This is a genomic window from Pseudarthrobacter sulfonivorans, from assembly GCF_001484605.1.
In the GTDB taxonomy this organism is placed as follows: domain Bacteria; phylum Actinomycetota; class Actinomycetes; order Actinomycetales; family Micrococcaceae; genus Arthrobacter; species Arthrobacter sulfonivorans_A.
Genome location: NZ_CP013747.1, coordinates 2,284,253 through 2,308,976, shown reverse-complemented (window position 1 = coordinate 2,308,976; position 24,724 = coordinate 2,284,253). Strand labels below are relative to the sequence as shown.

26 protein-coding genes and 2 tRNA genes are annotated in these 24,724 nt (G+C 63.2%); 18 read left to right on the top strand and 10 right to left on the bottom strand.

The window, feature by feature from the left end:
- Positions 1–54 precede the first annotated feature (54 nt).
- Genes rsmG through rpmH form a run of 6 tightly spaced genes read right to left on the bottom strand, consistent with a single transcriptional unit; the run spans position 55 to position 3,266 of the window.
- Positions 55–705, bottom strand: coding sequence for a 16S rRNA (guanine(527)-N(7))-methyltransferase RsmG (rsmG, locus tag AU252_RS10355; protein WP_058930639.1), 651 nt, complete (start codon positions 703–705; stop codon positions 55–57).
- Positions 706–725: 20 nt separating this feature from the next.
- Positions 726–1,292, bottom strand: coding sequence for a protein jag (locus tag AU252_RS10350; RefSeq protein WP_058930638.1), 567 nt, complete (start codon positions 1,290–1,292; stop codon positions 726–728).
- A complete protein-coding gene (yidC, locus tag AU252_RS10345; protein ID WP_058930637.1) occupies positions 1,292–2,272 on the bottom strand; it encodes a membrane protein insertase YidC in 981 nt (326 codons plus the stop codon). Before yidC ends, AU252_RS10350 begins: the two co-directional genes overlap by 1 nt.
- Before the next feature lie 16 nt (positions 2,273–2,288).
- Positions 2,289–2,684: a membrane protein insertion efficiency factor YidD gene (gene yidD / locus AU252_RS10340; RefSeq protein ID WP_058930636.1), complete on the bottom strand. Its 396-nt coding sequence runs from the start codon at positions 2,682–2,684 to the stop codon at positions 2,289–2,291.
- Positions 2,677–3,087 carry a ribonuclease P protein component gene (gene rnpA, locus AU252_RS10335; protein WP_056342732.1) on the bottom strand — a complete coding sequence of 137 codons (411 nt, stop codon included), beginning with the start codon at positions 3,085–3,087 and terminating at the stop codon, positions 2,677–2,679. Before rnpA ends, yidD begins: the two co-directional genes overlap by 8 nt.
- A 41-nt stretch (positions 3,088–3,128) precedes the next feature.
- On the bottom strand, positions 3,129–3,266 hold the full coding sequence (gene rpmH, locus AU252_RS23140; protein WP_003800212.1) for a 50S ribosomal protein L34: 138 nt from the start codon (positions 3,264–3,266) through the stop codon (positions 3,129–3,131).
- 469 nt (positions 3,267–3,735) lie between these two features.
- Between rpmH and dnaA the strand changes: the two genes are divergently transcribed.
- The 12 genes from dnaA (at position 3,736) to AU252_RS10280 (ending at position 16,990) form a co-directional block, all read left to right on the top strand.
- On the top strand, positions 3,736–5,157 hold the full coding sequence (dnaA, locus tag AU252_RS10330) for a chromosomal replication initiator protein DnaA (RefSeq protein ID WP_056342735.1): 1,422 nt from the start codon (positions 3,736–3,738) through the stop codon (positions 5,155–5,157).
- Between the two features lie 528 nt (positions 5,158–5,685).
- The gene (gene dnaN, locus AU252_RS10325; RefSeq protein WP_058930635.1) at positions 5,686–6,810 is read left to right on the top strand and encodes a DNA polymerase III subunit beta; all 1,125 of its coding nucleotides are present in this window, start codon (positions 5,686–5,688) and stop codon (positions 6,808–6,810) included.
- Positions 6,811–6,912: 102 nt separating this feature from the next.
- Positions 6,913–7,797, top strand: a complete 885-nt coding sequence (gene gnd / locus AU252_RS10320; protein ID WP_058930634.1) for a phosphogluconate dehydrogenase (NAD(+)-dependent, decarboxylating) — start codon at positions 6,913–6,915, stop codon at positions 7,795–7,797.
- 45 nt (positions 7,798–7,842) lie between these two features.
- The gene (gene recF, locus AU252_RS10315) at positions 7,843–9,045 is read left to right on the top strand and encodes a DNA replication/repair protein RecF (RefSeq protein WP_058930633.1); all 1,203 of its coding nucleotides are present in this window, start codon (positions 7,843–7,845) and stop codon (positions 9,043–9,045) included.
- Positions 9,038–9,595, top strand: coding sequence for a DUF721 domain-containing protein (locus AU252_RS10310; protein WP_058930632.1), 558 nt, complete (start codon positions 9,038–9,040; stop codon positions 9,593–9,595). Before recF ends, AU252_RS10310 begins: the two co-directional genes overlap by 8 nt.
- A gap of 375 nt (positions 9,596–9,970) precedes the next feature.
- The gene (gyrB, locus tag AU252_RS10305; protein WP_058930631.1) at positions 9,971–12,061 is read left to right on the top strand and encodes a DNA topoisomerase (ATP-hydrolyzing) subunit B; all 2,091 of its coding nucleotides are present in this window, start codon (positions 9,971–9,973) and stop codon (positions 12,059–12,061) included.
- 59 nt (positions 12,062–12,120) lie between these two features.
- Entirely contained in the window at positions 12,121–14,799 is a 2,679-nt protein-coding gene (gene gyrA / locus AU252_RS10300; protein WP_157768969.1) for a DNA gyrase subunit A, read from the top strand.
- Positions 14,796–15,467, top strand: coding sequence for a DUF3566 domain-containing protein (locus AU252_RS10295; protein ID WP_058930630.1), 672 nt, complete (start codon positions 14,796–14,798; stop codon positions 15,465–15,467). Before gyrA ends, AU252_RS10295 begins: the two co-directional genes overlap by 4 nt.
- 99 nt (positions 15,468–15,566) lie before the next feature.
- A tRNA-Ile gene (locus AU252_RS10290) sits at positions 15,567–15,640 on the top strand.
- Positions 15,641–15,709: 69 nt separating this feature from the next.
- Positions 15,710–15,826, top strand: a complete 117-nt coding sequence (locus AU252_RS24520) for a DLW-39 family protein (protein ID WP_210412373.1) — start codon at positions 15,710–15,712, stop codon at positions 15,824–15,826.
- 72 nt (positions 15,827–15,898) lie between these two features.
- A tRNA-Ala gene (locus AU252_RS10285) sits at positions 15,899–15,974 on the top strand.
- 71 nt (positions 15,975–16,045) lie between these two features.
- On the top strand, positions 16,046–16,990 hold the full coding sequence (locus AU252_RS10280) for a DMT family transporter (RefSeq protein ID WP_058930629.1): 945 nt from the start codon (positions 16,046–16,048) through the stop codon (positions 16,988–16,990).
- A gap of 26 nt (positions 16,991–17,016) precedes the next feature.
- Here AU252_RS10280 and AU252_RS10275 read toward each other — a convergent pair whose 3' ends face one another.
- Positions 17,017–17,892, bottom strand: a complete 876-nt coding sequence (locus AU252_RS10275; RefSeq protein WP_058930628.1) for a glycosyltransferase — start codon at positions 17,890–17,892, stop codon at positions 17,017–17,019.
- A gap of 136 nt (positions 17,893–18,028) precedes the next feature.
- Positions 18,029–19,000, bottom strand: coding sequence for a hypothetical protein (locus AU252_RS10270; protein WP_058930627.1), 972 nt, complete (start codon positions 18,998–19,000; stop codon positions 18,029–18,031).
- A gap of 155 nt (positions 19,001–19,155) precedes the next feature.
- Here AU252_RS10270 and AU252_RS10265 point away from each other — a divergent pair, with 155 nt between their 5' ends.
- The 3 genes from AU252_RS10265 to AU252_RS10255 all read left to right on the top strand — a co-directional run bounded on the left by AU252_RS10265 (position 19,156) and on the right by AU252_RS10255 (position 21,714).
- Positions 19,156–19,701: a peptidylprolyl isomerase gene (locus tag AU252_RS10265; protein ID WP_058930626.1), complete on the top strand. Its 546-nt coding sequence runs from the start codon at positions 19,156–19,158 to the stop codon at positions 19,699–19,701.
- Positions 19,702–19,709: 8 nt separating this feature from the next.
- Complete coding sequence (locus AU252_RS10260; RefSeq protein WP_058930625.1) at positions 19,710–20,591, top strand: rhomboid family intramembrane serine protease; 882 nt, start codon at positions 19,710–19,712, stop codon at positions 20,589–20,591.
- A gap of 652 nt (positions 20,592–21,243) precedes the next feature.
- A complete protein-coding gene (locus tag AU252_RS10255) occupies positions 21,244–21,714 on the top strand; it encodes a carboxymuconolactone decarboxylase family protein (RefSeq protein WP_058930624.1) in 471 nt (156 codons plus the stop codon).
- 225 nt (positions 21,715–21,939) lie between these two features.
- On the opposite strand, the gene AU252_RS10250 is transcribed toward AU252_RS10255, so the two are convergent.
- The gene (locus AU252_RS10250; RefSeq protein ID WP_058930623.1) at positions 21,940–22,572 is read right to left on the bottom strand and encodes a DNA-3-methyladenine glycosylase I; all 633 of its coding nucleotides are present in this window, start codon (positions 22,570–22,572) and stop codon (positions 21,940–21,942) included.
- An 18-nt stretch (positions 22,573–22,590) separates the two neighbouring features.
- Positions 22,591–22,845, bottom strand: coding sequence for a cell division protein CrgA (locus tag AU252_RS10245; RefSeq protein WP_058932876.1), 255 nt, complete (start codon positions 22,843–22,845; stop codon positions 22,591–22,593).
- A gap of 175 nt (positions 22,846–23,020) precedes the next feature.
- Between AU252_RS10245 and AU252_RS10240 the strand changes: the two genes are divergently transcribed.
- Genes AU252_RS10240 through AU252_RS10235 form a run of 3 tightly spaced genes read left to right on the top strand, consistent with a single transcriptional unit; the run spans position 23,021 to position 24,632 of the window.
- A complete protein-coding gene (locus AU252_RS10240) occupies positions 23,021–23,821 on the top strand; it encodes a class E sortase (protein WP_058930622.1) in 801 nt (266 codons plus the stop codon).
- A 2-nt stretch (positions 23,822–23,823) separates the two neighbouring features.
- Positions 23,824–23,994, top strand: coding sequence for a hypothetical protein (locus AU252_RS24135; protein WP_167349826.1), 171 nt, complete (start codon positions 23,824–23,826; stop codon positions 23,992–23,994).
- Positions 23,991–24,632, top strand: a complete 642-nt coding sequence (locus tag AU252_RS10235) for an aminodeoxychorismate/anthranilate synthase component II (protein WP_056342783.1) — start codon at positions 23,991–23,993, stop codon at positions 24,630–24,632. The genes AU252_RS24135 and AU252_RS10235 overlap by 4 nt, the downstream gene beginning before the upstream one ends.
- The last annotated feature ends 92 nt before the right edge of the window (positions 24,633–24,724 follow it).

The following is a 24,724-nucleotide window of genomic DNA, read 5'->3' as shown; positions in this document are numbered from 1 at the left end:
GCCGTTGTCTAGCCTAACCGCTTCGCCCTGCAGACCAAGGCTACCGGGCCAGGACTAGGAGATCTTTCGGGACTTGTTAACGACGATCCGTACCACCGTGGTGGGTTCCTCCAGGAGGTTTTCACCGACAGTCACTACAGAGGTCTGGACGCCACCGAGTTTCCGGATGACCTTCGCTGCTTTTTCGATTTCCTCGCCTGCGCTGCGTCCCTTAATGGCCACAACTTCGCCCTTGCCGGCGAGCAATGGGATCGTCAGGCCGGCGAGGTTGCTCAGCGCGGAAACAGCCCGGGCAGTCACAACATCAGCTTCCACCATGCCAACCGCAAGCTCCGCGCGGGTCCGCATCACCGTGACGTTTGTCAGGCCGAGATCGTCTACCACTTCCTGGAGCCAGATCACCCGGCGTTCCAGCGGCTCGATCAGTGTCAGCTGGAGGTCCGGACGCGCGATGGCGAGGCAAAGTCCGGGAAGTCCGGCTCCGCTTCCGACGTCGGCAACATGGCTGCCGTGCGCGATCTCGCTTTCGATAACGGCACAGTTAAGGACGTGCCTGCTCCACAGCCGTGGGATTTCGCGCGGCCCGATCAGCCCGCGTTCGGTTCCGGACGTGGCCAGGTGCTCCACGTAGCGTTTGGCCAGGTCCAGGCGGTCACCGAAAATCTTCTCGGCCGCCAGCAATTCTGCTGCCGTGATGTCAACCATGATTAGCGGTTCAGCATTCTCTAGTCTGCGGACACTACGATGTGACGCCCGGCGCCTTCGCCCTCGGACTCGCTGACGAGTCCCAGGTCAGCGACGGCGTCATGAACGATTTTGCGTTCGTAGGCACTCATCGGCTCCAGTGCCACGGCTTTGCCGGACTCCTTGACCGAAGCTGCGGCGTCCTCGGCGATCTTCTGGAGGTGGCCGGCGCGCTGCTGACGGTAGCCGTTGATGTCCAGGACCAGGCGTGAGCGGTTCTCCGTTGCGGAGAGAACAGAGAGCCGGGTCAGTTCCTGAAGGGCTTCGAGGACTTCGCCGTCTTCGCCTACGAGGCTGTCGAGACCATCGGTTTCATCCTCGGCAACGATGGAAATGTAAGTGCGGCCGTTCCGGACTTCAATGTCAATATCGCCGTCGATGTCAGCGATATCAAGGAGTTCCTCCAGGTAATCGGCAGCAACGTCGCCTTCCTCTTCGAGGCGGCTGGCAGCGGATCCCTTGGGCGAAGCATCGGCGTCCGTCGAGGCTTCGTCCTGATCGTCAATGACCTCGTCGGAAAGGGCGTGTTCGGTGCTTTCGGCTGACATTACTTTTTCTTCCTGTTCTTACGCTGGGGCTGGACGCGCTGTCCCTTTTGTTCGATGACCGCAGCTGCGGCAGCTGCCTCCGCTTCGGCGTCGGCCTTCTTCCCGCCCAGAATGGGCAGGACCGGCAGGCCCTTGGCAGCCCGGCGCTCAGCGAGTGCCTTGGCGGCGGGGGAACCCGGCGTCGGCATGCGGCGGATAACGAAGAACTGCTGCGCCATGGTCCAGAGGTTGGTGGTGGTCCAGTAAATGAGGACACCGATGGGGAAGTTGATGCCACCGACGCCGAATACGATCGGTAGGATGTAGAGCATCATTTTCTGCTGGCGCATGAACGGGCTGGCCATGGCCTCTTCGGACATGTTCTTGGCCATGATCTGCTTCTGCGTGATGAACTGCGAGGCCGTCATGGCCAGGATCATCACGATCGACAGCGTCCACACGGCCACCACGTTGCCGCCCTCAGGCGTTCCGTGCAGCAGGGTTGCCGACAGCGGAGCACCAAAAATGCTCGACTCGTCGAACTGGACAACCTGTTCGTGGCTCATGGCCCCGATGCCCTTTTCCTGGTCACGGGCGGTGCTGATGCCGGACAGAACCTGGAACAGCGCAAAGAAGAACGGCATCTGGATCAGCATGGGCAAGCAGGCAGAGAACGGGTTGGTTCCGTGCTTCTTGTACATGGCCATCTGTTCCTGCGCCATTGCCTGGCGGGAGAGCTGGTCGGTCTTGCCCTTGTACTTGTCCTGGAGTTTCTTCAGGTCCGGCTGCAGCAGCTGCATGCCACGCTGCGCCTTGATCTGCTTGACGAATACGGGGATCAGGGCGGCCCGGATCACCAGCACCAGCCCGATGATGGACAGCGTCCACGTCCAGCCTGAGGCCTCAGGCAGCCCGATGCTGCTCAGGCCCTCGTGGAAGCCCACCATGATGATGGAAACCAGCCACTTGAACGGAAACATGATTGTTTCAAAGAAGTCCATACGATATCCCTATTCGTCAGGCCGCAAGGCGGCCTTCTCCATCAGTCTGAGCAGCCAGGTACTTGTCCGGGTTGTTCAGCACAACAATTGTGGGGGTCCGGTGATCGGGCCAGTGGCGGTGGCCGGCGGGGACATGGTCCACACCGCCGGCATTCCACGGATGGCAGCGCAAAAGGCGACGGGCCGCAAGCCAGCTGCCCTTCACTGCCCCGTGGACAGTGATCGCCTCAAGGGCGTACGCCGAGCAGGAAGGAAAGAAACGGCAGACCTGGCCATACAAGGGAGAAATCACCTTGCGGTAGGCCATCAGCAGCAGAATAAGAATGTTTCTGGGCAGGTTCCAGAGGAAGGTACCTACGGCGGCAGCAACAGGATGAAGGTAGTGGACGACGGCGGCAGTTACCTTACGCACGCTGTGTCCCTTCCTGTGTTGTACCGGTTGAACCGTTTACAGCAGCCCGCGGAAGGCGGCTGCCCAACCGGCTCATGGTTGATTCCAGTGCGGCGTTGTAGTCCGCCAGCAGTTGATCCCAGCTGGCGGCAGCGGACGCAGGCAGCGCCCGGACCACTATGGCGAACCCGGTACCGTACTCCCGCAGCGAGGCAGCACCGGCTTCTCTCAGTCTCCTCTTAACGAGGTTCCTGACCACAGCGTTCCCGACACCTTTGGAAACGATGAACCCGATCCGGCTGGGTTCGTCGGCAGCAATAGCTGCCGCATATAACACTACGTTCCGGCGTCCATTGCGGACACCGGAACGTACGGTTGTTGAAAAATCGGTTGCAGTCCTCAAACGGTTACGGGTGGCCAGCACCTTAAACTCGCAAAGAAAAGTTAAACCGACGAGTCAGTTATCTAGGCCGACAGTTCGGTGCGGCCCTTGCCACGACGGGCTGCCAGGATGGCACGGCCGGCACGGGTACGCATACGAAGGCGGAAGCCGTGCTTCTTGGCTCGACGGCGGTTATTCGGCTGAAAAGTCCGCTTGCTCACGTTAGTTACTCCAGTGGATCAAAGGTGCGCCCACCCGATCAGTAAAAGGGGAAGAACTGGCCGACGCTAAGTTTTGTATATGCACGCTTCCCCCGGCTGCTCCAACGCGGTGCGTCAGAGAGATTCAGAAGGGGCTAAAAAGCGTACACAAAGGACTTCACAACGTTAGGGCAAAATGCCTGCCAGAGTCAAACCGGGGTACCCCTGCGTCCCTGTCCCCGGCTGTGGTTAACCTGGCCCCACAGCCTGTGGATGAAGTGGCTCACAAGGCCTGTTTTCGAACCACAACGGTGTAATTATCCACAAGCTACTTCCCAGCTATCTTCTGGCCTTTTGTTCCCCTAGAGTGGCTCAGTAGCCGATTATCCACGGACTGTGCATAACCCTGTGGATGAAGCTGAACCAGCATCCTGGTTCGGGACTTGGGGCTGCACGTAATGCAGGTACGCAAGTTTTGAGGAACTGATTGATGACAGTAGACGAAGCCAACCACGCCAATACTGTCGGAAGTTCCTGGCGTCGGGTTGTGAGCCTGCTCGAGCAGGACGACCGCGTATCTCCACGGCAGCGGGGCTTTGTCATCCTGGCGCAGGCCCAGGGCCTGATCGGATCCACCCTCCTGGTGGCCGTTCCGAACGAACTGACCCGTGAAGTCCTTCAGACCCAGGTCAAGGACGCCCTGGATGACGCCCTGCATAACGTTTTCTCCGAGGACATCCGCTGCGCGATCGACGTGGACACCGATCTGGTGCCGCTCCACACGGAGCCGGAACCCGTCGTCGAACCTTCCTACTCGCCGGACCAGCTGATCGAACAGAAGCCGCAGCCGATGCTGCCGAGCACTTCCCACGAGTTCGGCCGGCTGAACCCCAAGTACGTCTTCGATACCTTTGTGATCGGTTCGTCCAACCGCTTTGCCCATGCAGCTGCCGTGGCCGTGGCCGAAGCGCCCGCCAAGGCCTACAACCCGCTGTTCATCTACGGTGATTCCGGGCTGGGCAAGACCCACCTCCTGCACGCGATCGGCCACTATGCCCGCCGTCTGTACAGCGGAATCCGGGTCCGGTACGTGAACTCCGAAGAGTTCACCAACGACTTCATCAACTCCATCCGCGATGACGAAGGCGCCAGCTTCAAGACCACGTACCGCAACGTGGACGTGCTGCTGATCGATGACATCCAGTTCCTGGCCGGCAAGGACCGGACGCTGGAGGAGTTCTTCCACACGTTCAACTCCCTGCACAACAACAACAAACAGGTGGTCATCACCTCGGATCTGCCGCCCAAGCAGCTGGCAGGTTTTGAGGACCGGATGAAGTCCCGCTTCGAGTGGGGCCTCCTCACCGATATCCAGCCGCCCGAGCTCGAGACTCGCATCGCCATCCTGCGGAAGAAGGCCCTCAGCGAAGGCCTCTCCGCCCCGGACGATGCCCTGGAATACATCGCTTCCAAGATCTCCAGCAATATCCGCGAACTCGAAGGCGCACTGATCCGGGTGACGGCATTCGCCAGCCTGAACCGCCAGCCGGTCGATGTTGCGTTGGCTGAGATGGTCCTGAAGGACCTCATCACGGACGACGGCGCCCAGGAAATCACGTCGAGCCAGATCCTGATCCAGACGGCGGAGTACTTCAAGCTCACCATGGAGGAACTCTGCAGCAAGTCCCGGACCCGCACGCTGGTGACCGCCCGGCAGATCGCCATGTACCTCTGCCGCGAGCTCACGGACATGTCCCTGCCGAAGATCGGCCAGGAACTCGGCGGCCGCGACCACACCACGGTGATCCACGCGGACCGCAAAATCCGTGAGCTGATGGCTGAGCGTCGTGTGATCTACAACCAGGTCACCGAACTCACCAACAGGATCAAGCAGCAGCAGCGCAACTCCTGAGCCGTCGCCTCTATACCTTATTAACAGGTGCATGTGGATAACCCTGTGGATACTTAAGGGGACAACCGAGCTTAATGGGCTTAAAACCCTTAAGCCGCCTGTGGATCAGCGAAAACCCAAAAATTGTTATCCCCATCCACAGCCTGTTTAAAACCTGCGTCACCCACAATCCATGAACAGGGCTTAACCGCTGGATCCTGCGGCCGGATCGAGTTATCCACAGTATCCACAGCAGTTATTAACACTACTAATCCCAAGAAATTGATTTCCCTCAAATAACAATCTCGATCCGCACCCCGAACCGGCCCAGGCCCAAGGGCCTCCGGACCCCAGGCGTCCTGACCGGGGATGGGTTAATCAGCAGTCTTGCGGCTAAGCTGTCAGCAGCGCTCCCATCCTCGGGTTTCTTTGTGGTTCAGCACTCGATGAACCATGCAGGTTCCGTTGTTGGGGCGCCACTACTTTTGGGCTCCCTGTGGGAGTTTCCGGTTCAGACAAGGCAGCAGCAATGAAAGGCGGCACCCTTCCGTGAAGTTCAGAGTCGAACGGGACGTCCTGGCAGAAGCCGTCACCTGGACAGCCCGGTCGTTGTCTCCGCGGCCGCCGGTTCCAGTGCTGTCGGGCCTGCTCCTGAAGGCTGAAGCCGGCACGGTCAGCCTCTCGAGCTTTGACTACGAGACCTCCGCACGGCTGGACATCCCCGCGGACATCACCGCCGAGGGAACCATCCTCGTTTCCGGACGCCTCCTCGCAGACATTTGTCGAAGCCTTCCTTCCGCTCCGGTGGTCGTGGAGACCGATGGCAACAAAGTGACGCTGACCTGCCGCCGCAGTAGCTTCCATCTGGCCACCATGCCCGAGGCCGAATACCCGCCGCTGCCTGCGTTGCCCGCCATCAGCGGCACCGTCCCGGGTGATGCATTCGCCCAGGCTGTGTCCCAGGTGATCATTGCGGCCAGTAAGGATGACACGCTCCCCATCCTGACCGGCGTTCGGATGGAGATCGAGGACGACCTCATCACGCTTCTGGCCACCGACCGCTACCGTCTGGCCATGCGCGAAGTACCGTGGAAGCCCACCACGCCGGGAATTTCCACCAGTGCGCTGGTCAAGGCAAAAACCCTCAACGAAGTGGCTAAGACCCTTGGCAACAGCGGCGACATCAACCTCGCCCTTGCTGACGATGACAGCCGCCTGATCGGTTTCGAAAGCGGCGGCCGCACCACCACGTCGCTGCTCGTGGATGGCGATTACCCCAAGATCCGCTCGCTGTTCCCGGATTCCACGCCCATCCACGCAACTGTCCAGACGCAGGAACTTGTGGAAGCCGTCCGCCGTGTGTCGCTGGTGGCCGAACGCAACACACCGGTTCGCCTCGCCTTCACCGAAGGACTGCTGCACCTGGACGCCGGCACCGGCGAAGATGCCCAGGCCTCCGAAGAACTCGAAGCCCAGCTCTCCGGAGACGACATCACCGTCGCCTTCAACCCGCACTACCTGGTGGAGGGCCTGAGCGTCATCGAAACGAAGTACGTCAGGTTCTCCTTCACCACGGCGCCGAAACCCGCGATGATCACGGCCCAGGCAGACGCCGACGGTGAGGACCAGGACGACTACCGTTACCTGGTCATGCCCGTCCGCCTTCCCAACTAGGTAGCAGAAACGTCGTTATGGGCGCTCATGACGACACTTAGTGCGACCTAGTTCGGCTGACCCGTTCAGCAACAGCCAACCCCGCGCAGAAAAGAGACCCACGTGCATATTGGACTGATCGGCCTTGGCAAGATGGGTTTCAACATGCGCGAACGCCTGCGCAAGGGCGGCATTGAGGTCACCGGCTTTGACCGCAACCCCGAGGTCACCGATGTTGCCTCCGTGGATGAGCTCATTGCGGCGGTTCCGGCCCCGCGGCTGATCTGGGTCATGGTCCCGTCAGGCGACATCACCGATGCCGTCGTCACCGAACTCCGGGACAAGCTCGACGCCGGCGACCTGGTGATCGACGGCGGCAACTCCCGCTTCACCGACGACCAAAAACATGGTGTCGCTCTGGCTGAGAAGGGGATCCGTTTCGCCGACTGCGGTGTTTCCGGCGGAGTGTGGGGCCTCCAGAACGGGTACGGGCTCATGGCTGGTGGCGACGCCGCCGATATTGAGCGGGCACTGCCGGTTTTTGATGTGCTCCGTCCCGAAGGCAAGCGGGCGGACAGCTTTGTCCACGTCGGCGGAATCGGTGCGGGCCACTACGCCAAGATGGTCCACAACGGCATCGAATACGGCCTGATGCAGGCTTACGCCGAAGGCTACGAACTGCTAGCTGCCAAGGACATTGTTGACGACCTGCCCGGTACGTTCCGCGCTTGGCAAAAGGGCACCGTAGTCCGCTCCTGGCTCCTGGACCTCATGGTCAAGGCGCTGGACGAGGACCCGGGACTGGAATCCATCGATGACTATGTCGAAGACTCGGGCGAAGGCCGCTGGACCGTTGAGGAAGCCATAGCCAACGCTGTCCCGGCACCGGCCATCACGGCTGCACTCTTCGCGCGCTTCTCCTCCCGCGAGGAAAACTCGCCCGCCATGAAGATGGTTTCAGCGCTGCGCCACCAGTTCGGCGGGCATGCCACCCGTCCCGCCAAGTAACATCCACCCCGGGACCCGCAGGTTCCGAGAATTGTCGAACACCGCGTGTACCTAGAACACCTTTCGCTCACTGATTTCCGCAGCTACGCCCAGGTTGACCTTCCCCTCGAACCGGGGGTCACTGTGCTCGTCGGGGCAAACGGCATCGGCAAAACCAACCTCATGGAGGCCATCGGGTACCTGGCCACCCTCAGCTCGCACCGGGTCAGCTCCGACGCCCCGCTGCTGCGGTTCGGCACGGACCGCGCGCTGGTCCGGGCCCGCCTGGTCCGCGGCGGGCAGACCACGGTCCTGGAACTTGAGATCAACGCCAGCCGCGCCAACCGGGGGCGGATCAATCGCAGCAATCCCGTCCGCGCCAGGGATCTCCTGGGAATCTGCCAGACGGTGCTTTTCGCCCCCGAGGACCTGGCGCTCGTCAAGGGAGATCCGTCCAATCGCCGCCGGTTCCTCGACGAGCTGCTTGTCAGCCTGATGCCCCGGCATTCGGCGACGCGCACGGACTATGACCGTGTCCTGAAGCAGCGCAACGCCCTGCTCAAATCCGCCCGGGCCGGAAAATTCACTGCCGGGCACGAGGCCACCCTCGATGTCTGGGACCAGCACATGGCCCGGGCGGGCGCCGAGCTGCTGCACGCGCGGCTGGAACTGGTGGAACTGATAAGCCCGCACCTGGCCAAGGCGTATGCCCAGCTCACGGATGGGTCCAAGGACGCCAACGCCGTCTACCGGTCCACCCTCCAAAACCTGATGGACGACGACGGCGGCGCGGCACCGGGTGCCGGTGGCGGTTCGTTGACGGATGGGTCCGGCGCTGCCGAAGATCTGCGGGACCTCACCGTTGAGGACCTCACCGGCCGCTATGTCCAGGCCTTTGCGGCCTCCCGCCGCAAGGAACTTGAGCGCGGAATTTCCCTGGTGGGGCCGCACCGGGATGAGCTCGAACTGATCCTCGGCGAAGCGCCCGCCAAGGGGTACGCCTCGCACGGCGAAACCTGGTCGATGTGCCTCTCCCTCCGGCTTGCCTCCTATTACGTCATGCTCGATGATGCGAGGACCGGCGGGTCCGCCCCGATCCTCATCCTCGACGACGTTTTCGCCGAGCTGGATGTGGGGCGCCGGCGTAAACTGGCGGCAATAGTCTCCGGCGCGGAACAGGTCCTGGTGACCGCCGCCGTCGACGCCGATATCCCGGAGGAGCTCTCCGGCCGGCGGGTGAAGGTCATCCCGGGAGGAATCGATGAATAAGGATGAAAAGGGCGGGCTGCAGCCCGGCCGGGATCCTGACAACATCGACGCGCCGCAGGCTGCGCTGAACCGCATGCGTGAGGCCGCGGCCGCACGCGGCGAAATCCGCCGGAAGGCACCCCCCAAGGCCGGCGCCGCCAAGACAAAGGGTGGGATCCGGGATACCCGGGGTTTCAGCCAGTTCCATTCCACCGGCCGTGATCCGCTGGGGCTCGGCAAAGTGGTGGGACGCCTTGTGGCCGAACGTGGCTGGAGCTCTCCGGTAGCGGTGGGCTCGGTCATGGCAGAGTGGGCCACGCTGGTGGGCCCGGAGATTTCAGCGCACTGCATCCCGGAGAGCTTCACCGATACCACCCTTCATGTGCGCTGCGACTCGACGGCTTGGTCCACGCAGTTGCGCCTGCTGAGCAACAGCCTGCTGGAGAAGTTCCGCACGGAACTGGGCGATGGCGTGGTCACCAGCATCCAGGTGCTCGGACCGTCAGCACCCAGCTGGCGCAAGGGCGGACGTACCGTCAACGGCCGCGGGCCGCGCGATACCTACGGCTAGGCACCGCCGTCGACCCTTGAATATTCGTCCGGCGGCGTGTAGGGCGGGCTAACGCCCTTGGGGCGTATAGGAACCCGGAGGCGGGACCTCGAGGGCGCCCTAGGCGGGGTCAATGGCCTCGCATCGGCACATCAAGGTCCCGCGACGCCCGCCGGAATGCGGGTTTGCAGCCCATTTCACGATAGAATCACAGCAGATAACTGGGCGCCGGTGAAACGTTGACTGAGTCCGTTTTCCGCACGCTCTCCGCAGGCGGACTGCGGTCCCGCACGTCGACGTATCCGTCAGCGCCATCAGCTTGTGCCTGTTGGCGGATGCTTTCCCCATGGAAGGCGGCCGCCGGCCATCATCGAAAAAGAGGAGTCGACAGCACCTGTGGCTAACGACAATACAGATACCCAGGCAGTGGAACGCGCAGCGGAGGACGTACCTACCCCCGATACGCCGGCGGAGGCCGTGACACCCCGGGAATACGGCGCAAGCGACATCACCGTACTTGAGGGCCTCGAAGCCGTCCGGAAGCGCCCGGGCATGTATATCGGCTCCACTGGCCTGCGCGGCCTGCACCACCTGGTCTATGAAGTGGTGGACAACTCTGTTGACGAGGCGCTGGCCGGGTACTGCACACACATCGAAATAGTCCTGCAGGCCGACGGCGGCGTCAAGGTTGTTGATGATGGCCGCGGAATCCCCGTGGACATGCATCCCACCGAGCACAAGCCCACTGTTGAAGTTGTTATGACCATCCTGCACGCCGGCGGCAAGTTCGGCGGCGGCGGTTACGCCGTCTCGGGCGGCCTCCACGGCGTGGGTATCTCCGTGGTAAACGCGCTGTCTAGCAGGGTGGACACTGAAGTCCGGCGGCAGGGCAATGTCTGGCGGATGTCCTTCGCCGACGGCGGCAAGCCCCAGGGCGGGCTGGTCCAGGGTGAAGAGAGCGCTACCACCGGCACCACCCAGACCTTCTACCCTGACGCTGGCATCTTCGAATCCACGGAATTTGATTTCGAGACGCTCCGCGCCCGCTTCCAGCAGATGGCCTTCCTGAACAAGGGCCTGCGGATCACCCTCACGGACGAGCGCACCGCAGCGTCGAACGCGGACGCCAATGATGACCTTGACCTTGACGTGGTGGTCACCGAAGGTGAAGTCACCGCTGAGCACCGCACTGTGGTGTACCAGTACGACGACGGCCTGCTGGACTATGTGAAGCACCTGAACTCGGGCAAGAAGGTTGATGTTGTCCACGAGGACGTCATTTCCTTCGAAACCGAGGACACGGAACGGCACATCGCGCTGGAGATGGCGATGCAGTGGACCAATGCGTATTCCGAGAGCGTCCACACCTACGCCAACACCATCAACACCCACGAGGGCGGCACCCACGAAGAGGGTTTCCGTGCCGCGATGACCTCCCTCATCAACCGCTACGCGCGGGAGAAGAGCATCATCAAGGAAAAGGACGACAACCTCACCGGTGACGATATCCGTGAAGGCCTCACGGCGGTCATCTCCGTGAAGCTGGCCGAGCCGCAGTTTGAGGGCCAGACCAAGACCAAGCTCGGCAACTCCGAGGTCAAGGGCTTCGTCCAGCGCGTTGTCACCGACGGGCTGGGCGACTGGCTGGAACGCAACCCCGGCCCCGCCCGCGATGTCATCCGCAAGGCTATTTCCGCGGCCCAGGCCCGGATGGCCGCCCGGAAGGCCCGTGACAATGCGCGCCGCAAGAGCCCGCTGGAATCCTTCGGGATGCCCGGCAAGCTGTCCGACTGTTCCTCGAAGGATCCCGCCCGCTGCGAGGTGTACATCGTGGAGGGCGACTCCGCCGGCGGTTCCGCCAAGCGCGGCCGCAACCCTGAAACCCAGGCCATCCTGCCGCTGCGCGGCAAGATCCTGAACGTGGAACGGGCCCGGTTGGACAAGGCCCTGGGCAACACCGAGGTCCAGTCCATGATCACCGCGTTCGGCACCGGCATCGGCGAGGACTTCGACCTCAGCAAGCTCCGGTACCACAAGATCGTGCTGATGGCCGACGCTGACGTTGACGGCCAGCACATCACCACGCTGCTCATGACGCTGCTGTTCCGCTACATGCGCCCGCTGATCGAAAACGGCTACGTGTACCTGGCGCAACCCCCGCTGTACCGGATCAAGTGGTCCAACGCGCCGCACGACTACGTCTTCAGCGACAAGCAGCGCGATGCCAAGCTCCTGTCCGGGCAGGCCGCCGGCCGCCGTATCCCGAAGGACAACGGCATCCAGCGCTACAAGGGCCTGGGCGAGATGGACTACACCGAGCTGTGGGACACCACCATGGACCCGGACCACCGGACCCTCCTGCAGGTCACCATGGACGATGCCCTGGCAGCGGACCAGACCTTCTCCACACTGATGGGCGAAGACGTGGAGTCCCGCCGAAACTTCATCCAGCAGAACGCCAAGGACGTCAGGTTTTTGGATATCTGACCGGTTCACCGAGTAGATATTCCAAACCCGACATATACCTGAAACGGAAAATATAAACGATGAGTGACGAGACACCCGAGAACCCGGCGGAATCCGCCGATCTTCCGGAAGCCGTTCTTGAAGGCGACGTGCTGGTTGACCGTGTGGAGCAGGTGGACCTGCAGACGGAAATGCAGCGCTCGTACCTGGACTACGCCATGGCCGTTATTGTGGGCCGTGCCCTTCCCGACGTGCGCGATGGCCTCAAGCCAGTGCACCGCCGCGTGCTGTACGCGATGTTCGACGGCGGTTACCGGCCGGAACGGTCCTTCAACAAGTGTGCCCGTGTGGTGGGCGAGGTCATGGGCCAGTACCACCCCCACGGCGACACCGCGATCTACGATGCGCTGGTCCGCCTGATCCAGGATTGGACCATGCGCTATCCGCTGGCCCTGGGCCAGGGCAACTTCGGTTCGCCGGGCAATGACGGTGCCGCCGCCCCGCGGTACACCGAAACGAAAATGTCCCAGCTGGCCATGGAGATGGTCCGGGACATCGACGAGGAAACCGTCGACTTCCAGGACAACTACGACGGCAAGAACCAGGAACCTACCATCCTGCCGGCGCGTTTCCCCAACCTGCTGGTCAACGGTTCCTCCGGCATTGCCGTGGGCATGGCCACCAACATTCCGCCGCACAACCTCCGCGAAGTAGCTGACGGCGTCCAGTGGTACCTGGCCAATCCGACGGCCAGCCGCGAGGAACTGCTCGAAGAGCTGCTGCTCCGTATCAAGGGACCCGATTTCCCTACAGGGGCAACGATTCTTGGCCACAGGGGCATTGAGGACGCGTACCGGACGGGCCGCGGCTCCGTCACCATGCGCGCCGTGGTCAATGTCGAGGAACTCCAGGGCCGCACGTGCCTGGTTGTCACCGAACTGCCCTACCAGGCCAACCCGGACAACCTGGCCATCAAAATCGCCGAACTGGTCAAGGACGGGAAGATCTCCGGCATTGCGGACCTCCGCGACGAGACCTCCGGCCGCACCGGCCAGCGGCTGGTCATTGTGCTCAAGCGCGACGCCGTGGCCAAGGTGGTGCTGAACAACCTCTACAAGCACACCGACCTGCAGAGCAACTTCTCTGCCAACATGCTGGCCATCGTGGACGGGGTTCCGCGCACGCTGAGCCTGGACGCCTTCATCCGCCACTGGGTAACGCACCAGCTGGACGTCATTGCGCGACGTACCCGCTACCGTCTGCGCAAGGCCGAGGAAGAGGCGCACATCCTGCGTGCCCTCCTGAAGGCACTGGACGCGCTGGACGAAGTCATTGCGCTCATCCGTGCGTCCAACACCACCGAAGCCGCACGCGACGGCCTGATGCAGCTGCTGGAGATCGACGAACTGCAGGCCCGGGCCATCCTGGACATGCAGCTGCGCCGCCTGGCAGCCCTGGAACGCCAGAAGATCCAGGACCGCCATTCCGAACTCGAGGCCCTGATCGCCGAGTACAACTCGATCCTTGCCTCTGAGGAACGCCAGCGCGAAATCATCAGCACCGAGCTGGGCGAGATTGTGGCCAAGCATGGGGATGACCGCCGCACCAAGATCCTGATGGGCTTCGACGGCGACATGTCCATGGAGGACCTGATCCCCGAAGAGGAAATGGTTGTCACCATTACCCGCGGCGGCTACGTCAAGCGCACGCGCAGCGACAACTACCGGTCGCAGCAGCGCGGCGGCAAGGGCATCAAGGGCGCCCAGCTCCGCGGCGACGACGTGGTGGAGCACTTCTTCGTGACCACCACCCACCACTGGCTGCTTTTCTTCACCAACCTCGGCCGGGTCTACCGGGCGAAGGCGTACGAACTGGTGGAGGCCGGCCGTGATGCCAAGGGCCAGCACGTTGCCAACCTGATGGCCTTCCAGCCGGACGAGCACATCGCCCAGGTCCTGGACATCACGGACTACCAGCAGGCCCCTTACCTGGTGCTGGCCACCAAGCGGGGCCTGGTCAAGAAGACCCGGCTGGAGGACTACGACACCAACCGTTCCGCCGGCGTCATCGCGATCAACCTGCGTGACGAGGACGAGCTGGTTTCCGCCCAGCTGGTCTCCGAAACGGATGACCTCATGCTGGTGTCCCGCATGGGCCAGTCCATCCGCTTCACCGCCACCGACGATGCCCTGCGTCCCATGGGCCGGGCCACGTCAGGTGTTACGGGCATGAAGTTCCGCGAGGACGATGAACTGCTGGCGGCGGACGTCGTTACGGACGGTTCGTTTGTCTTTGTGGTCACCGAGGGCGGGTACGCCAAGCGCACCGCGGTGGAGGAATACCGCCTGCAGGGCCGCGGCGGCCTGGGCATCAAGGTGGGCAAGTACCAGGAAGAACGGGGCCACCTCGTGGGCGCCCTGATTGTCCAGGAAGAGGACGAGGTCCTGGTGGTCATGGAAGGCGGCAAGGTTGTCCGTTCATCCGTGGCCGGCGTACCGGCCAAGGGCCGCGACACCATGGGTGTTATCTTCGCGAAGCCGGACAAGAACGACCGCATCATTGAAGTGGCAAGGAACAGCGAACGCGGCCTCGAGGGCGAAGAATCCGTGGACGATGACGTAACGTTGGCTGAAGAGGCCGGGTCCCCCGAGGGATCCGCAGGGTCAGCAACAACGGCAGAAACATCACCGGCTGTTGAGTCAGAGGACGCCTCCGGCGACGCTGAGCCGAACGAAGACTACACCGGAGGTAACGAGTGAGTAATCCCGACTCATATCCCAAGCCGAGCAGCAATGTCCCCGGCGGAACGCCGCCGCCCGCGGCCGCACCCCGGGTGAACGCTCCCGTCCGTCCGCAGCAGCGCCCACCGGCCCCTACGGGCGCGCCGGGGCAGCGGCCGGCCGTTCCCGGCCAGCGCCCTGCGCAGGATCGGGTTCCGGCAGGCCAGGCCGGCCAGCGTGCCGGGGAGGGCAGGCTTCCGGCAGCCCAGTCCAGCCAGCGCCCAGTGCAGGGCCGGTCTCCGCAGGCCCAGCCCGGCCTGGTCAAGCCCGCGCCCAAGGCCAAGGTCAGGCGTGCACGGCTGCTGGTCAGCAAGGTGGATCCCTGGTCGGTCCTGAAGATGGCATTCCTCCTGTCGGTGGCGCTGGGAATCGTCACCGTCGTGGCCGCCATCGTCCTCTGGACTGTCCTGGACCTCACCGGAATCTTCGACCAGGTGGACAGCCTCCTGGGCACCCTGGCAGGCTCCGAAGGCGGCGGGTTCGAACTGAAGAAGGTCGCATCCCTGGGCCAGGTGGCTTCCTTTGCCACGATTATCGCCGTGGTGAACGTTGTCCTGCTGACGGCGCTGTCCATGCTGTCAGCGGTGCTTTACAACATCTCCGCAACGCTTGTTGGCGGCATCGGCGTCACCCTTACGGACGACTGAAAACCCACGATTTCACCGGAAATTCTCCGGCGAAATGCCTCGATTTGAGATCGGGCCGGGATGTGCTGTAAAGTCATGTCTCGGCCCGATGAGGCATCGGGGCGTATAGCTCAGGCGGTTAGAGCGCTTCGCTGATAACGAAGAGGTCCCAGGTTCAAGTCCTGGTACGCCCACGGAACCTGTGCAGGTTCGAAGGAAGGTTCGGTTTGCTTCACGGCAGGCAGGATCGGAACGGGGAGCATGTGAAGAAGTTGCTGGTACTTGCAGCTGCGATCGCAGGCGTCCTGCTCTACAGGAAAGCACAGGAATCCGAGGCCCGGAAAACAGTTTGGAGCCAGTCGACCGACAAGGTCGAATAGGCCGGATTCCCGGACCGGGAGCTTGCAAAAGGCTCCACGGTTCTAGGGTATGATTGACGGGTTGCTTCTTATGGGGGCATGGCGCAATTGGTAGCGCACCTGCTTTGCAAGCAGGGGGTTCGGGGTTCGAGTCCCCGTGCCTCCACCATAAGGAAGTCCCGGACAGCCGTAACGCTGTCCGGGACTTTTTCGTTAAAAGCAGAACAGTAGGGTTGAACGGTGAACTTTCTTCTTGCGGCCGTGGGCGTCCTGGGCGTGGCGTCGTCCGGGCCGTTGATCGCCGCAACCCTCGGTGCCACCACCGTCAGTGCCCTCGCCATCGCCTTCTGGCGCAACGCCATCGGGGCCGCCGTCATGGCCACTCCCACCGTGGTCCGCGAACCCCGGCAGTTCGGCCGGATCACCGGCCCCGAGTTCCGCTGGTCGCTGCTCGCCGCCGTCGCCCTGGCCCTGCACTTTGCCTGCTTCATCACGTCCCTCCAGCTGACGTCCGTGGCTGCCGCCACCGCCCTGGTCTGCCTGCAGTCGGCCTGGATCGCCGTCTTCCAGCTCTTCCGGGGCACCAGGCACCGCTGGCAGGTGCTGGCAGGGCTGGGGATCGCTTTTGGGGGCGTTGTCACCATCACTGGGTTCGACATGGGATCCTCGCCGGAGGCGCTCGTGGGCGACCTGCTGGCCGTTGCCGGCGGGGCTCTGGCCGGCCTCTACACTCTCGCCGGCGGCAAGGCCCGCCAGACCATGACCACGGGAACGTACACCACGCTCTGCTACGGGATGTGCGCGGCCTTTGTGGCGGTGCTGGCGCTCTTCAGCGGCCAGCCGCTGGTGGGGTTCGACGCCATTGGTTGGGTGGGGATCCTGGCCATCACCGTGTGTGCCCAACTGGTGGGCCACACAGCCTTCAATCACCTGCTGGCCACGATGAGCCCGCTGCTGGTCTCGATGATCATCCTGCTGGAGATCCCCGGCGCAGCCGTGCTGGCCGCGGTCTTCCTGCACGAGACCCTGCCCGCCGGCACCTACGGCGGGCTGGGGCTCATCCTCGTGGGCCTCGCCGTCGTGGTTCTGGGACAGCGGTCAGGCTTCAGGAAACGGCGTGAAGGTTCCGCCGCGCGTGGGGATGAACCGCCGTCGGACCGTCTGGCGGAACTCGGCACGGACTAAGGCAAGGTAAGGGCCGTACGGGTGGCTTATTGCCCGCCGCGGCGGACAGGCTGGGCGGTGTTGACCGTGTGGATGGCCCGCAGGAGCTTCGCCGGGAAGTAGACCGAGAAGAACACCACCATGGGTGCCTTGAGGGCCATTTTCTTGACGTTGTGCGCCTTGTACGTGCGGTCGAAGCGGGTCACGTAATACCGGTAGTCCCGCGGTGAATCCTCGAGCCGGCGGGCGGACATCCCGGATACCATCTGGGGCCAGTACTGGACCTTGAGTTCGTGGTCCGCGAGGTGCAGGGAGAGGTCGATGTCCTCGTGCATCTCGTCCTTCTCGTCCCGGCAGGTTTCGTCCCGGATGGTTTCCCATGCCGTAGCCCGCAGGGCCATGTTGGAGCCGAACAGGAAGTGGTACTGGTGCTTGGCGAGCTTGAGCATCAGCTGACGCATCTTGTCGTCTGCCTTGAGCCCGAAGCGCCGCATCGGCATGTCGTAGTAGACCACCGGTCCGGTGGCTGCCTGGACTGACGGATCAAAAAAGGCCTTCTGGACCTGCTCCACCCAGTCCGGCTCGACAACCGAATCGGCGTCAATGCGACCCAGGACGTCGCCGGTGGCATGGTTGAGGCCAAAATTTCGGGTGGGAATCAGGCCCTGGTCCCGATCCTGGCTGAGCAGGATGATGGGACTTTCCGGATACTCCAGCTGCATCTGCGCCACGATGGCGGCGGTGCGGTCAGTGGAGAGGTTGTCCACCACGATGATTTCGTGGGCCGGTACCGACTGGTACACCGCAGCGATGAGACACTGCCGGATGACACTTTCCTCGTTGTAAGCCGGGATGACAATGGACACGCGCGGCAGCTGTGCTGCGTCGTTCAGGGCATCCCCAGAGGATTTATCGGCTGACATCAGTTCAAATTTAGCACCGATCAGGGTTCGTCCCGCCAGCGACTGGGTCCAGCTCGGACAAACACTGGGAAAACACTGAAAGGGCCCCGCACCAGGCGGAGCCCCTTCAGTGGGCGGCGCGAGGGCGCCGGAAGTGCTAGCTGCTGCTCTTGTCCGCGGAACCGTTCATGTTGGCCGCAATGTTCTTTATGGCGGTCTTGGCATCGGTGGACGCCTTGGCTGCTGCGTCTGCCGATTCATCGGCGACGTGCTTGGCCGTCTCGTCCGCGTCCTCCGCGTCCGCGGCAACATCCTCTGCCTGGCCGGCCACGGCGTCAGCGGCCGAAGTGGTGGCGGCTGCAGCCTTGCTGGCTGCGTCCCCGGCCGTGTCCTTGGCGTCGTTCACGGTGGTGGCAGGAACCGGCGCCGGAGTCGGCGTGACAGGAGACGGGGTCTTCCACGGATCTTCTACGGGCTTGGAGGCCTTCCACGCGGCGACGCCGGCGGCGACGGCCGCGGCGATGATGCCGAACACCAGCCAACCGCGCTTCTTGGGCTTCTGGGGCTGGGCGATCTGGACTCCTACAGCCTTACCGGCTTCGTGCGCGGCGGCCTTGATATGGGTGCCGGCTGTCTGTGCCTGTTCTTGGAGGGAATGCACTACGCCGGAATCGGCAAGCCGCTGGGCGACGGCGTCCACGTGGGACGGCGCGCTTTCCAAAGTGCGGTGCACGGCGTCGGACGCGTGCCCGATCTGGTCCGAAAGGCGCGGCAGGTATTCCACCACCACGCGGTCCCTGGCGTTCTGGATGACGGGAGTGGCCTTGTCCAGGGCTTCGTACAGGCGCGGTGTGGCGACCTCAACGGCGTCGTGGATTTTCGGGGCAAGCTGGGCGAGCCCCTCCTGGATGCGCGGTGTTACTGTTGCGACGCCGTCGGCAAGGTTGTAGGCCGCGGTCTTGAGCCCTTCCTGAATCCTGGGAGAAGCGGTGTCCAGGCCATGCTGCAGGCGGGGAACTGCCCAATCCACGGCTGCTTCCACGCGGGGGGATGCCCAGTCCTTGGCGTTCTCAACCGCGCTGTTGACTGACTGTTCAAGGTCACGGGCAATACGATCCGATTTCTTCACAACTACCTCCCGATTAATGTGACGGTTCTGTTGTTAGCCTACGTGCCTTGACCTGCACCGGCTATTCTTCCCGCGGATTTCCGGCTGATTTCACCCAGCGCGGAACTGCCGGTCCAGCCCCTTTCACGTTGACCTGCCGTGAAAGAATAGGCGGCATGACTGCAATCGCAACTGCAAAAGCAACCATCCACACGAGCCTCGGCGACATCGTCGTTAATCTCTTCGGCAACCATGCACCGAAGACGGTCAAGAACTTCGTTGGCCTGGCCACCGGGGAGCAGGCCTGGACCCACCCCGAGACCGGTGAGGACAAGACTGGCACGCCGCTGTATGACGGCACCATCTTCCACCGGATCATCAAGGACTTCATGATCCAGGCCGGCGATCCGCTGGGCCGCGGCGTGGGCGGACCCGGCTACAAGTTCGACGACGAGATCCACCCCGAACTCAGCTTCAACGCCCCGTACAAGCTGGCCATGGCCAACGCCGGCATCCAGGCGGGCAAGGGCACCAACGGTTCGCAGTTCTTCATCACCACCATCCCCACCGACTGGCTGCAGGGCAAGCACAGCATCTTCGGCGAGGTTGCTGACGAGGACTCCAAGAAGATCGTCGACGCCATCGAGGGCGTCCGCACCGGAATGGGCGACCGCCCGGTTGAGGACGTCACCATCAACAGCATCGACATCGAGCAGCTCTAACCCATCACATGAGCTACGGAATTCCGGCAGCTGAGCCGTCCGCGCAGGTTCCGGTGTGCCCCAGGCACCCGGACCGGCCCTCCTATGTGCGCTGCCAGCGCTGCGGCCGCCCTGCGTGCCCGGACTGCCAGCGGGCGGCCGCCGTCGGATTCCAGTGTGTTGACTGCGTCAACGAAACAAAGCGCACGACGCCGGCGGTCAAGACTGTCTACGGCGGCGCCGTGGCAACCGGGAAACCCGTAGTGACGTTCGGAATTATCGCCCTGTGTGCGGTGATGTACGTTCTGCAATGGGTGGTCCCCGGCGAGTGGATCTACCAGAACCTGGCGTTCGCCAATGTTTTTGCCACTCCCGAATTTGGTGAGTTCGAACCTTGGCGGATGCTGACGGCGGCGTTCCTGCACTCCCAGGGATTCATCCTCCACATTGTGCTGAACATGTACATGCTGTGGATTTTCGGCCAGGCACTCGAACCGCTCCTGGGCCGGGTCCGCTTCCTGGCGTTGTACCTCATCTCTGCCATCGGGGGGTCCGTCGGCTACCTCTTGCTGACCCCCGGCTACGTGCCCGGCGTGCCTCTTGCCGGAGTGGTGGGCGCCTCGGGTGCGATTTTTGGACTCTTCGGGGCGATGCTGCTGGTACAGCGGCACCGCGGCGGGGATACGCGGCAACTGTGGGTCCTGATCGCCATCAACGGCGTGATCGGATTTGTGGTCCCCCAGATCGCCTGGCAGGCGCACCTGGGCGGGCTCGTCACAGGCGCCCTTTGCGCTGCCGTGATTGCGTACACCCGCCGGGGCCCACGGCAGGGCCTGCTGCACGGGGCCGGACTGGTGGCCGTCGTTCTCCTGCTGGCCCTGGCGAGCTGGCTCCGCGTCACGGCCGGCTGACCGTCCGGGTCCTCGGGCCCAGCTCCAACAGACCACTTAGACCCCGGTGTCCCAACGGACACCGGGGTCTTTTCTGTGCCTCATGAGGCCTCCGCACCACGCTGCCGTTCACTTGCTGGGTGCGTCCCCGCGTGCGAGCAGCCCGTGGTCCGTGTCAGGCCTGACGACGGCGCCGAAGTTATCCACAGGGGTTATCCACACTGTTGGTAACTTACACGGGTGTAGTTCAGGATTTCGATGAGCTCCTGCTCCCGCATGTCCGCCCTTTTGCCGGACTTGATCATCCGGTTGTCCACAATTGTGGAAAACATCTGGGGATGCGCCTGTGGTTAAGTGGAAAAACACGCCATTTGAGCCCGGCCTGTGGATATCCTGGCCATTTTCCGCGTGGGGGGCCCACAGGCGGGGGTCCGGCCTGCCCGTATCAACAGGGTTATTCACAGTGTTAATAACTTACAGACATGTAGTTAACCTTCGGTGTTTCCCCGACTGGGGCAGCTGAGGGGTCCCCTCGGGCCATCCTGTGGATTGTTGTCCACAGCTGTGGATAACTTGTGGGTAGTCCAGTGTTAGTAAGTGGATAACATGCGTGTGTGCGAGGGTGTTCGTACGCAGAACCAACACATACGAGCTTCCAGCCAGGAGGACCGCCTTGAGCGCCGCAACAACCCAGCACATCTACCTCGACAAGCAGCACCCCGCGGTTTGGCGCGCCCTTAACGGGCTGGGCCTGAAAGTGCGCGAAGCCGCCGACGCGGCCGGGGTAGACCGCAAGACCATTGAACTTCTCCACGTCCGGACCTCCCAGCTCAACGGCTGCGCCTATTGCCTCGACATGCACGTGCGGGACGCCGTGGAGGCCGGCGAGAGCCCACAGCGGCTCGCAGTGTTGTCGGCATGGCGGGAGACGGCCCTGTTCACGGAGAAGGAGCGTGCGGCCCTCGCACTGGCCGAATGCATCACCGAACTGCAGGATCACACGGCACGCGAACGTGAAGAAGGATATGCCCGTCAGCACCTCACGGCGGACGAGTTTTCGGTGGTCAGCTGGCTGGTAATCACCATGAACGCCTTCAACCGGGTGTCCATCACCAGCCACCATCCTGTCCGCCGGGACCGCTGACCAAGGACGCCATGTTCGGGTCCGTGTGAATTATCCACAGCCAATCCACAATGTTAATAACTGTCCGTCAGAGCGCTTTGGATCCGGTCCCGTGCGCCATGGCCTGCATGCGCGGCTGTCGCTTCCGGCGCTGGGAAAGATATACACATTGTGGATAACTTTCCCAACAGCTGTGGACAACCTGCCCCGGCGGAGCGCCCGGTCAACTCCCCGCTGAGCGTCCGGTCAGCCGGTCCAGACGCCTGAGGATCCGCGCCGGTGGCTGTCCAGAAGATGGGTGTCCACCATGCCGATGGCTTCCATCAGCGCGAACATGGTGGTGGGGCCAACGAACGAGAATCCCTGCTTCCGCAGTGCCTTGGACAGCGCCACCGATTCCGGTGACTGCGTGGGGATGTCCGCGTGGGTGGCCGGCTGGGGAGTGGTTGGGGGCCGGAACTGCCAGACGAAGTCAACTAGGCCTTCCCGTTCGCGCAGCGCGATGGTGGCGTGGGCATTGGTGATGGCGGCACGGATCTTGAGCCGGTTGCGGACGATGCCGGGATCCTGGAGCAGGCGCTCAACGTCAGCTTCGGTAAAAGCGGCAACAGCGTCCGGCTGGAAGTCGAGGAAAGCCTGACGGAAGGCAGGGCGCTTCCGGAGGATGGTGGCCCAGGAGAGACCTGCCTGGAAGCCCTCAAGGCAGATGCGCTCGTAGAGGCCCTGTTCGTCCCGGACGGGGAGGCCCCATTCGGAGTCGTAGTACTCGCGCAACAGCGGATCCACGGCGGCCCACGGTGGGCGGGCGAGGCCGTCGACGCCCAGGACAGTTCCGTCCACACCCTCGTTTAGGGGCTGGGCGGCGGCAGCGGGAGTCATGCGGGTCCTGCGGTCAGGTCAGGAACGCCAGCGCGTGGTCATCAGGAAGCCGATGATGGCAATGCCGAAGCCGGCCACGATGTTCCACGACTCCCACGCCTGGACAGGAAACCGGCCCTCGCTGATGTAGAACGTGATGATCCAGAAGAGCCCGATGATCATCAGGCCGAACATCACCGGCTTGAACCAAACAGCGTTGGGCTTATACGCCTGCGCCGCGGAAGCGGGCTGCGCGGCACTGGAAGTCTTCTTGCGAGGCTTTGACTCGGGCACGTGCTCTCCTTGGCGGACTGGAGCAAGCTCGGCGCCGCGGGCTTGATATCCTGCAAGAAGGAAGTTGCCAGCGGTCTGCGCGATCTTGGTCAAATCTGGATTCTTACTAGCAGTCAATTCTAGCCGTAGTTCAGGGCATTCAAACGCCCATCGCGGCCACCCCGGAGGAGAACGCGTGGTAGTGCAGGAGAAGGCGAGGCGCGCCGCCACGCGGCCCGCCCGTGCGGCGCCCGCCCGCGCTTCCATTCTGCGTGGCACAGTGCAGGTGCTCGGCGAGCTGCTCATCACAGCCGGCATTATCCTCCTGCTCTTTGTGGGCTGGCAGCTGTGGTGGACCAACATCGAATCCGACGCCAAGCAGAGTGCCGTCATCAAGGAGTTCGCCCAGGGGCTGGGCGGCGCGATGCCTGCAAGCCCGGAACCGGATCCATCGGCAGCGCCCGTGGATTACGGCACCCCGGCCGTTGCCGCGGCACCAGGCCATGCCGGCACCATCGGCATCATGTATATCCCCCGCTTTGGCCCCAACTACACGCGACCCATCGTGCAGGGAACCACCGGGGATGTCCTGGATACGCTGGGGCTTGGCCATTACGCCAACACCGCCATGCCCGGCGCCGTCGGGAACTTCGCGGTGGCCGGACACCGACAGACCCACGGTGCCGTCCTGGACAATATCCACACCCTTGTCCCGGGGGACAAAATCTACGTCCAGACCAAGGACGGCTACTACATCTATGTCTTCCGCAACAACCAGATTGTGATGCCGTCCCGGACCGATGTCCTGGAACCGGTCCCCACCCGCCCCGGCGTCACTCCCACCGAAAGCTTCCTCACCATGACCAGTTGCAATCCGCGCTTCGGCGCCGAGGAACGCATCATCGCGTACGCGCTGCTGGATAGCTGGCAGCCTGCCTCGGCGGGCCCGCCAGCCGAGATCGCCGCCCAGGTGGCCGCAGCCGTGGGAGGAAACTGAGTATGTACGGCTGGATTTTCCGCCACCTGCCGGGCCCCCTCTGGCTGCGGATCCTCACGTCGCTGGTGCTCATCGCCGGCGCACTGATCCTGATGGTTCAGTTCCTGTTCCCATGGATGTCCGGGTTCACCGCATTCACCGACTCAACGATTGGTTCTGCAAGCCAGCCATGACCACAACCAAAATCCTGGTCGTAGACAACTACGACAGCTTCGTTTACACCCTGGTGGGCTACCTCCAGGAACTCGGCGCCGAGACCACCGTTGTCCGCAACGACGACGTGACCCTCGCTGAAGCCATCGAGATGGCACAAACGCGCGACGGCGTCCTCATCTCACCCGGTCCGGGCAACCCCGCCGAGGCGGGCGTGTGCATTGAGCTGATCAAGTGGTGCGGGGCGAACAACAAGCCGATGTTCGGTGTGTGCCTGGGCCATCAGGCCCTGGCCGAAGCCTATGGCGGCACAGTGACCCACGCGCCGGAGCTGATGCACGGCAAGACCTCGCTGGTGGAGCACAACGGCACCAGCGTCTTCGCCGGGCTCCCCTCCCCCGTGACAGCGACGCGCTACCACTCGCTGGCAGCGGTAAGGGACACCATCCCCGACGTCCTGGAGATCACCGCCGAGACCGCGACCGGCGTCGTGATGGGTCTGCAGCACCGCACTGCCCCGCTGTGCGGCGTGCAGTTCCACCCGGAGTCGGTCCTGACCGAAGGCGGCTACCAGATGCTGGGCAACTGGCTCGAGTCCCTGGGAATGGCGGGAGCCGCCGCCCGTGCCGCCACGCTGAGCCCGCTCATCCAGCACTGACCGGCACACGCACGAACAACGCGGGGTCACTTCGCGCCCATGTTCCCCTTCGGGATGGGCGAGAAGTGACCCCGCGTTGCTTTAAGGAGCGG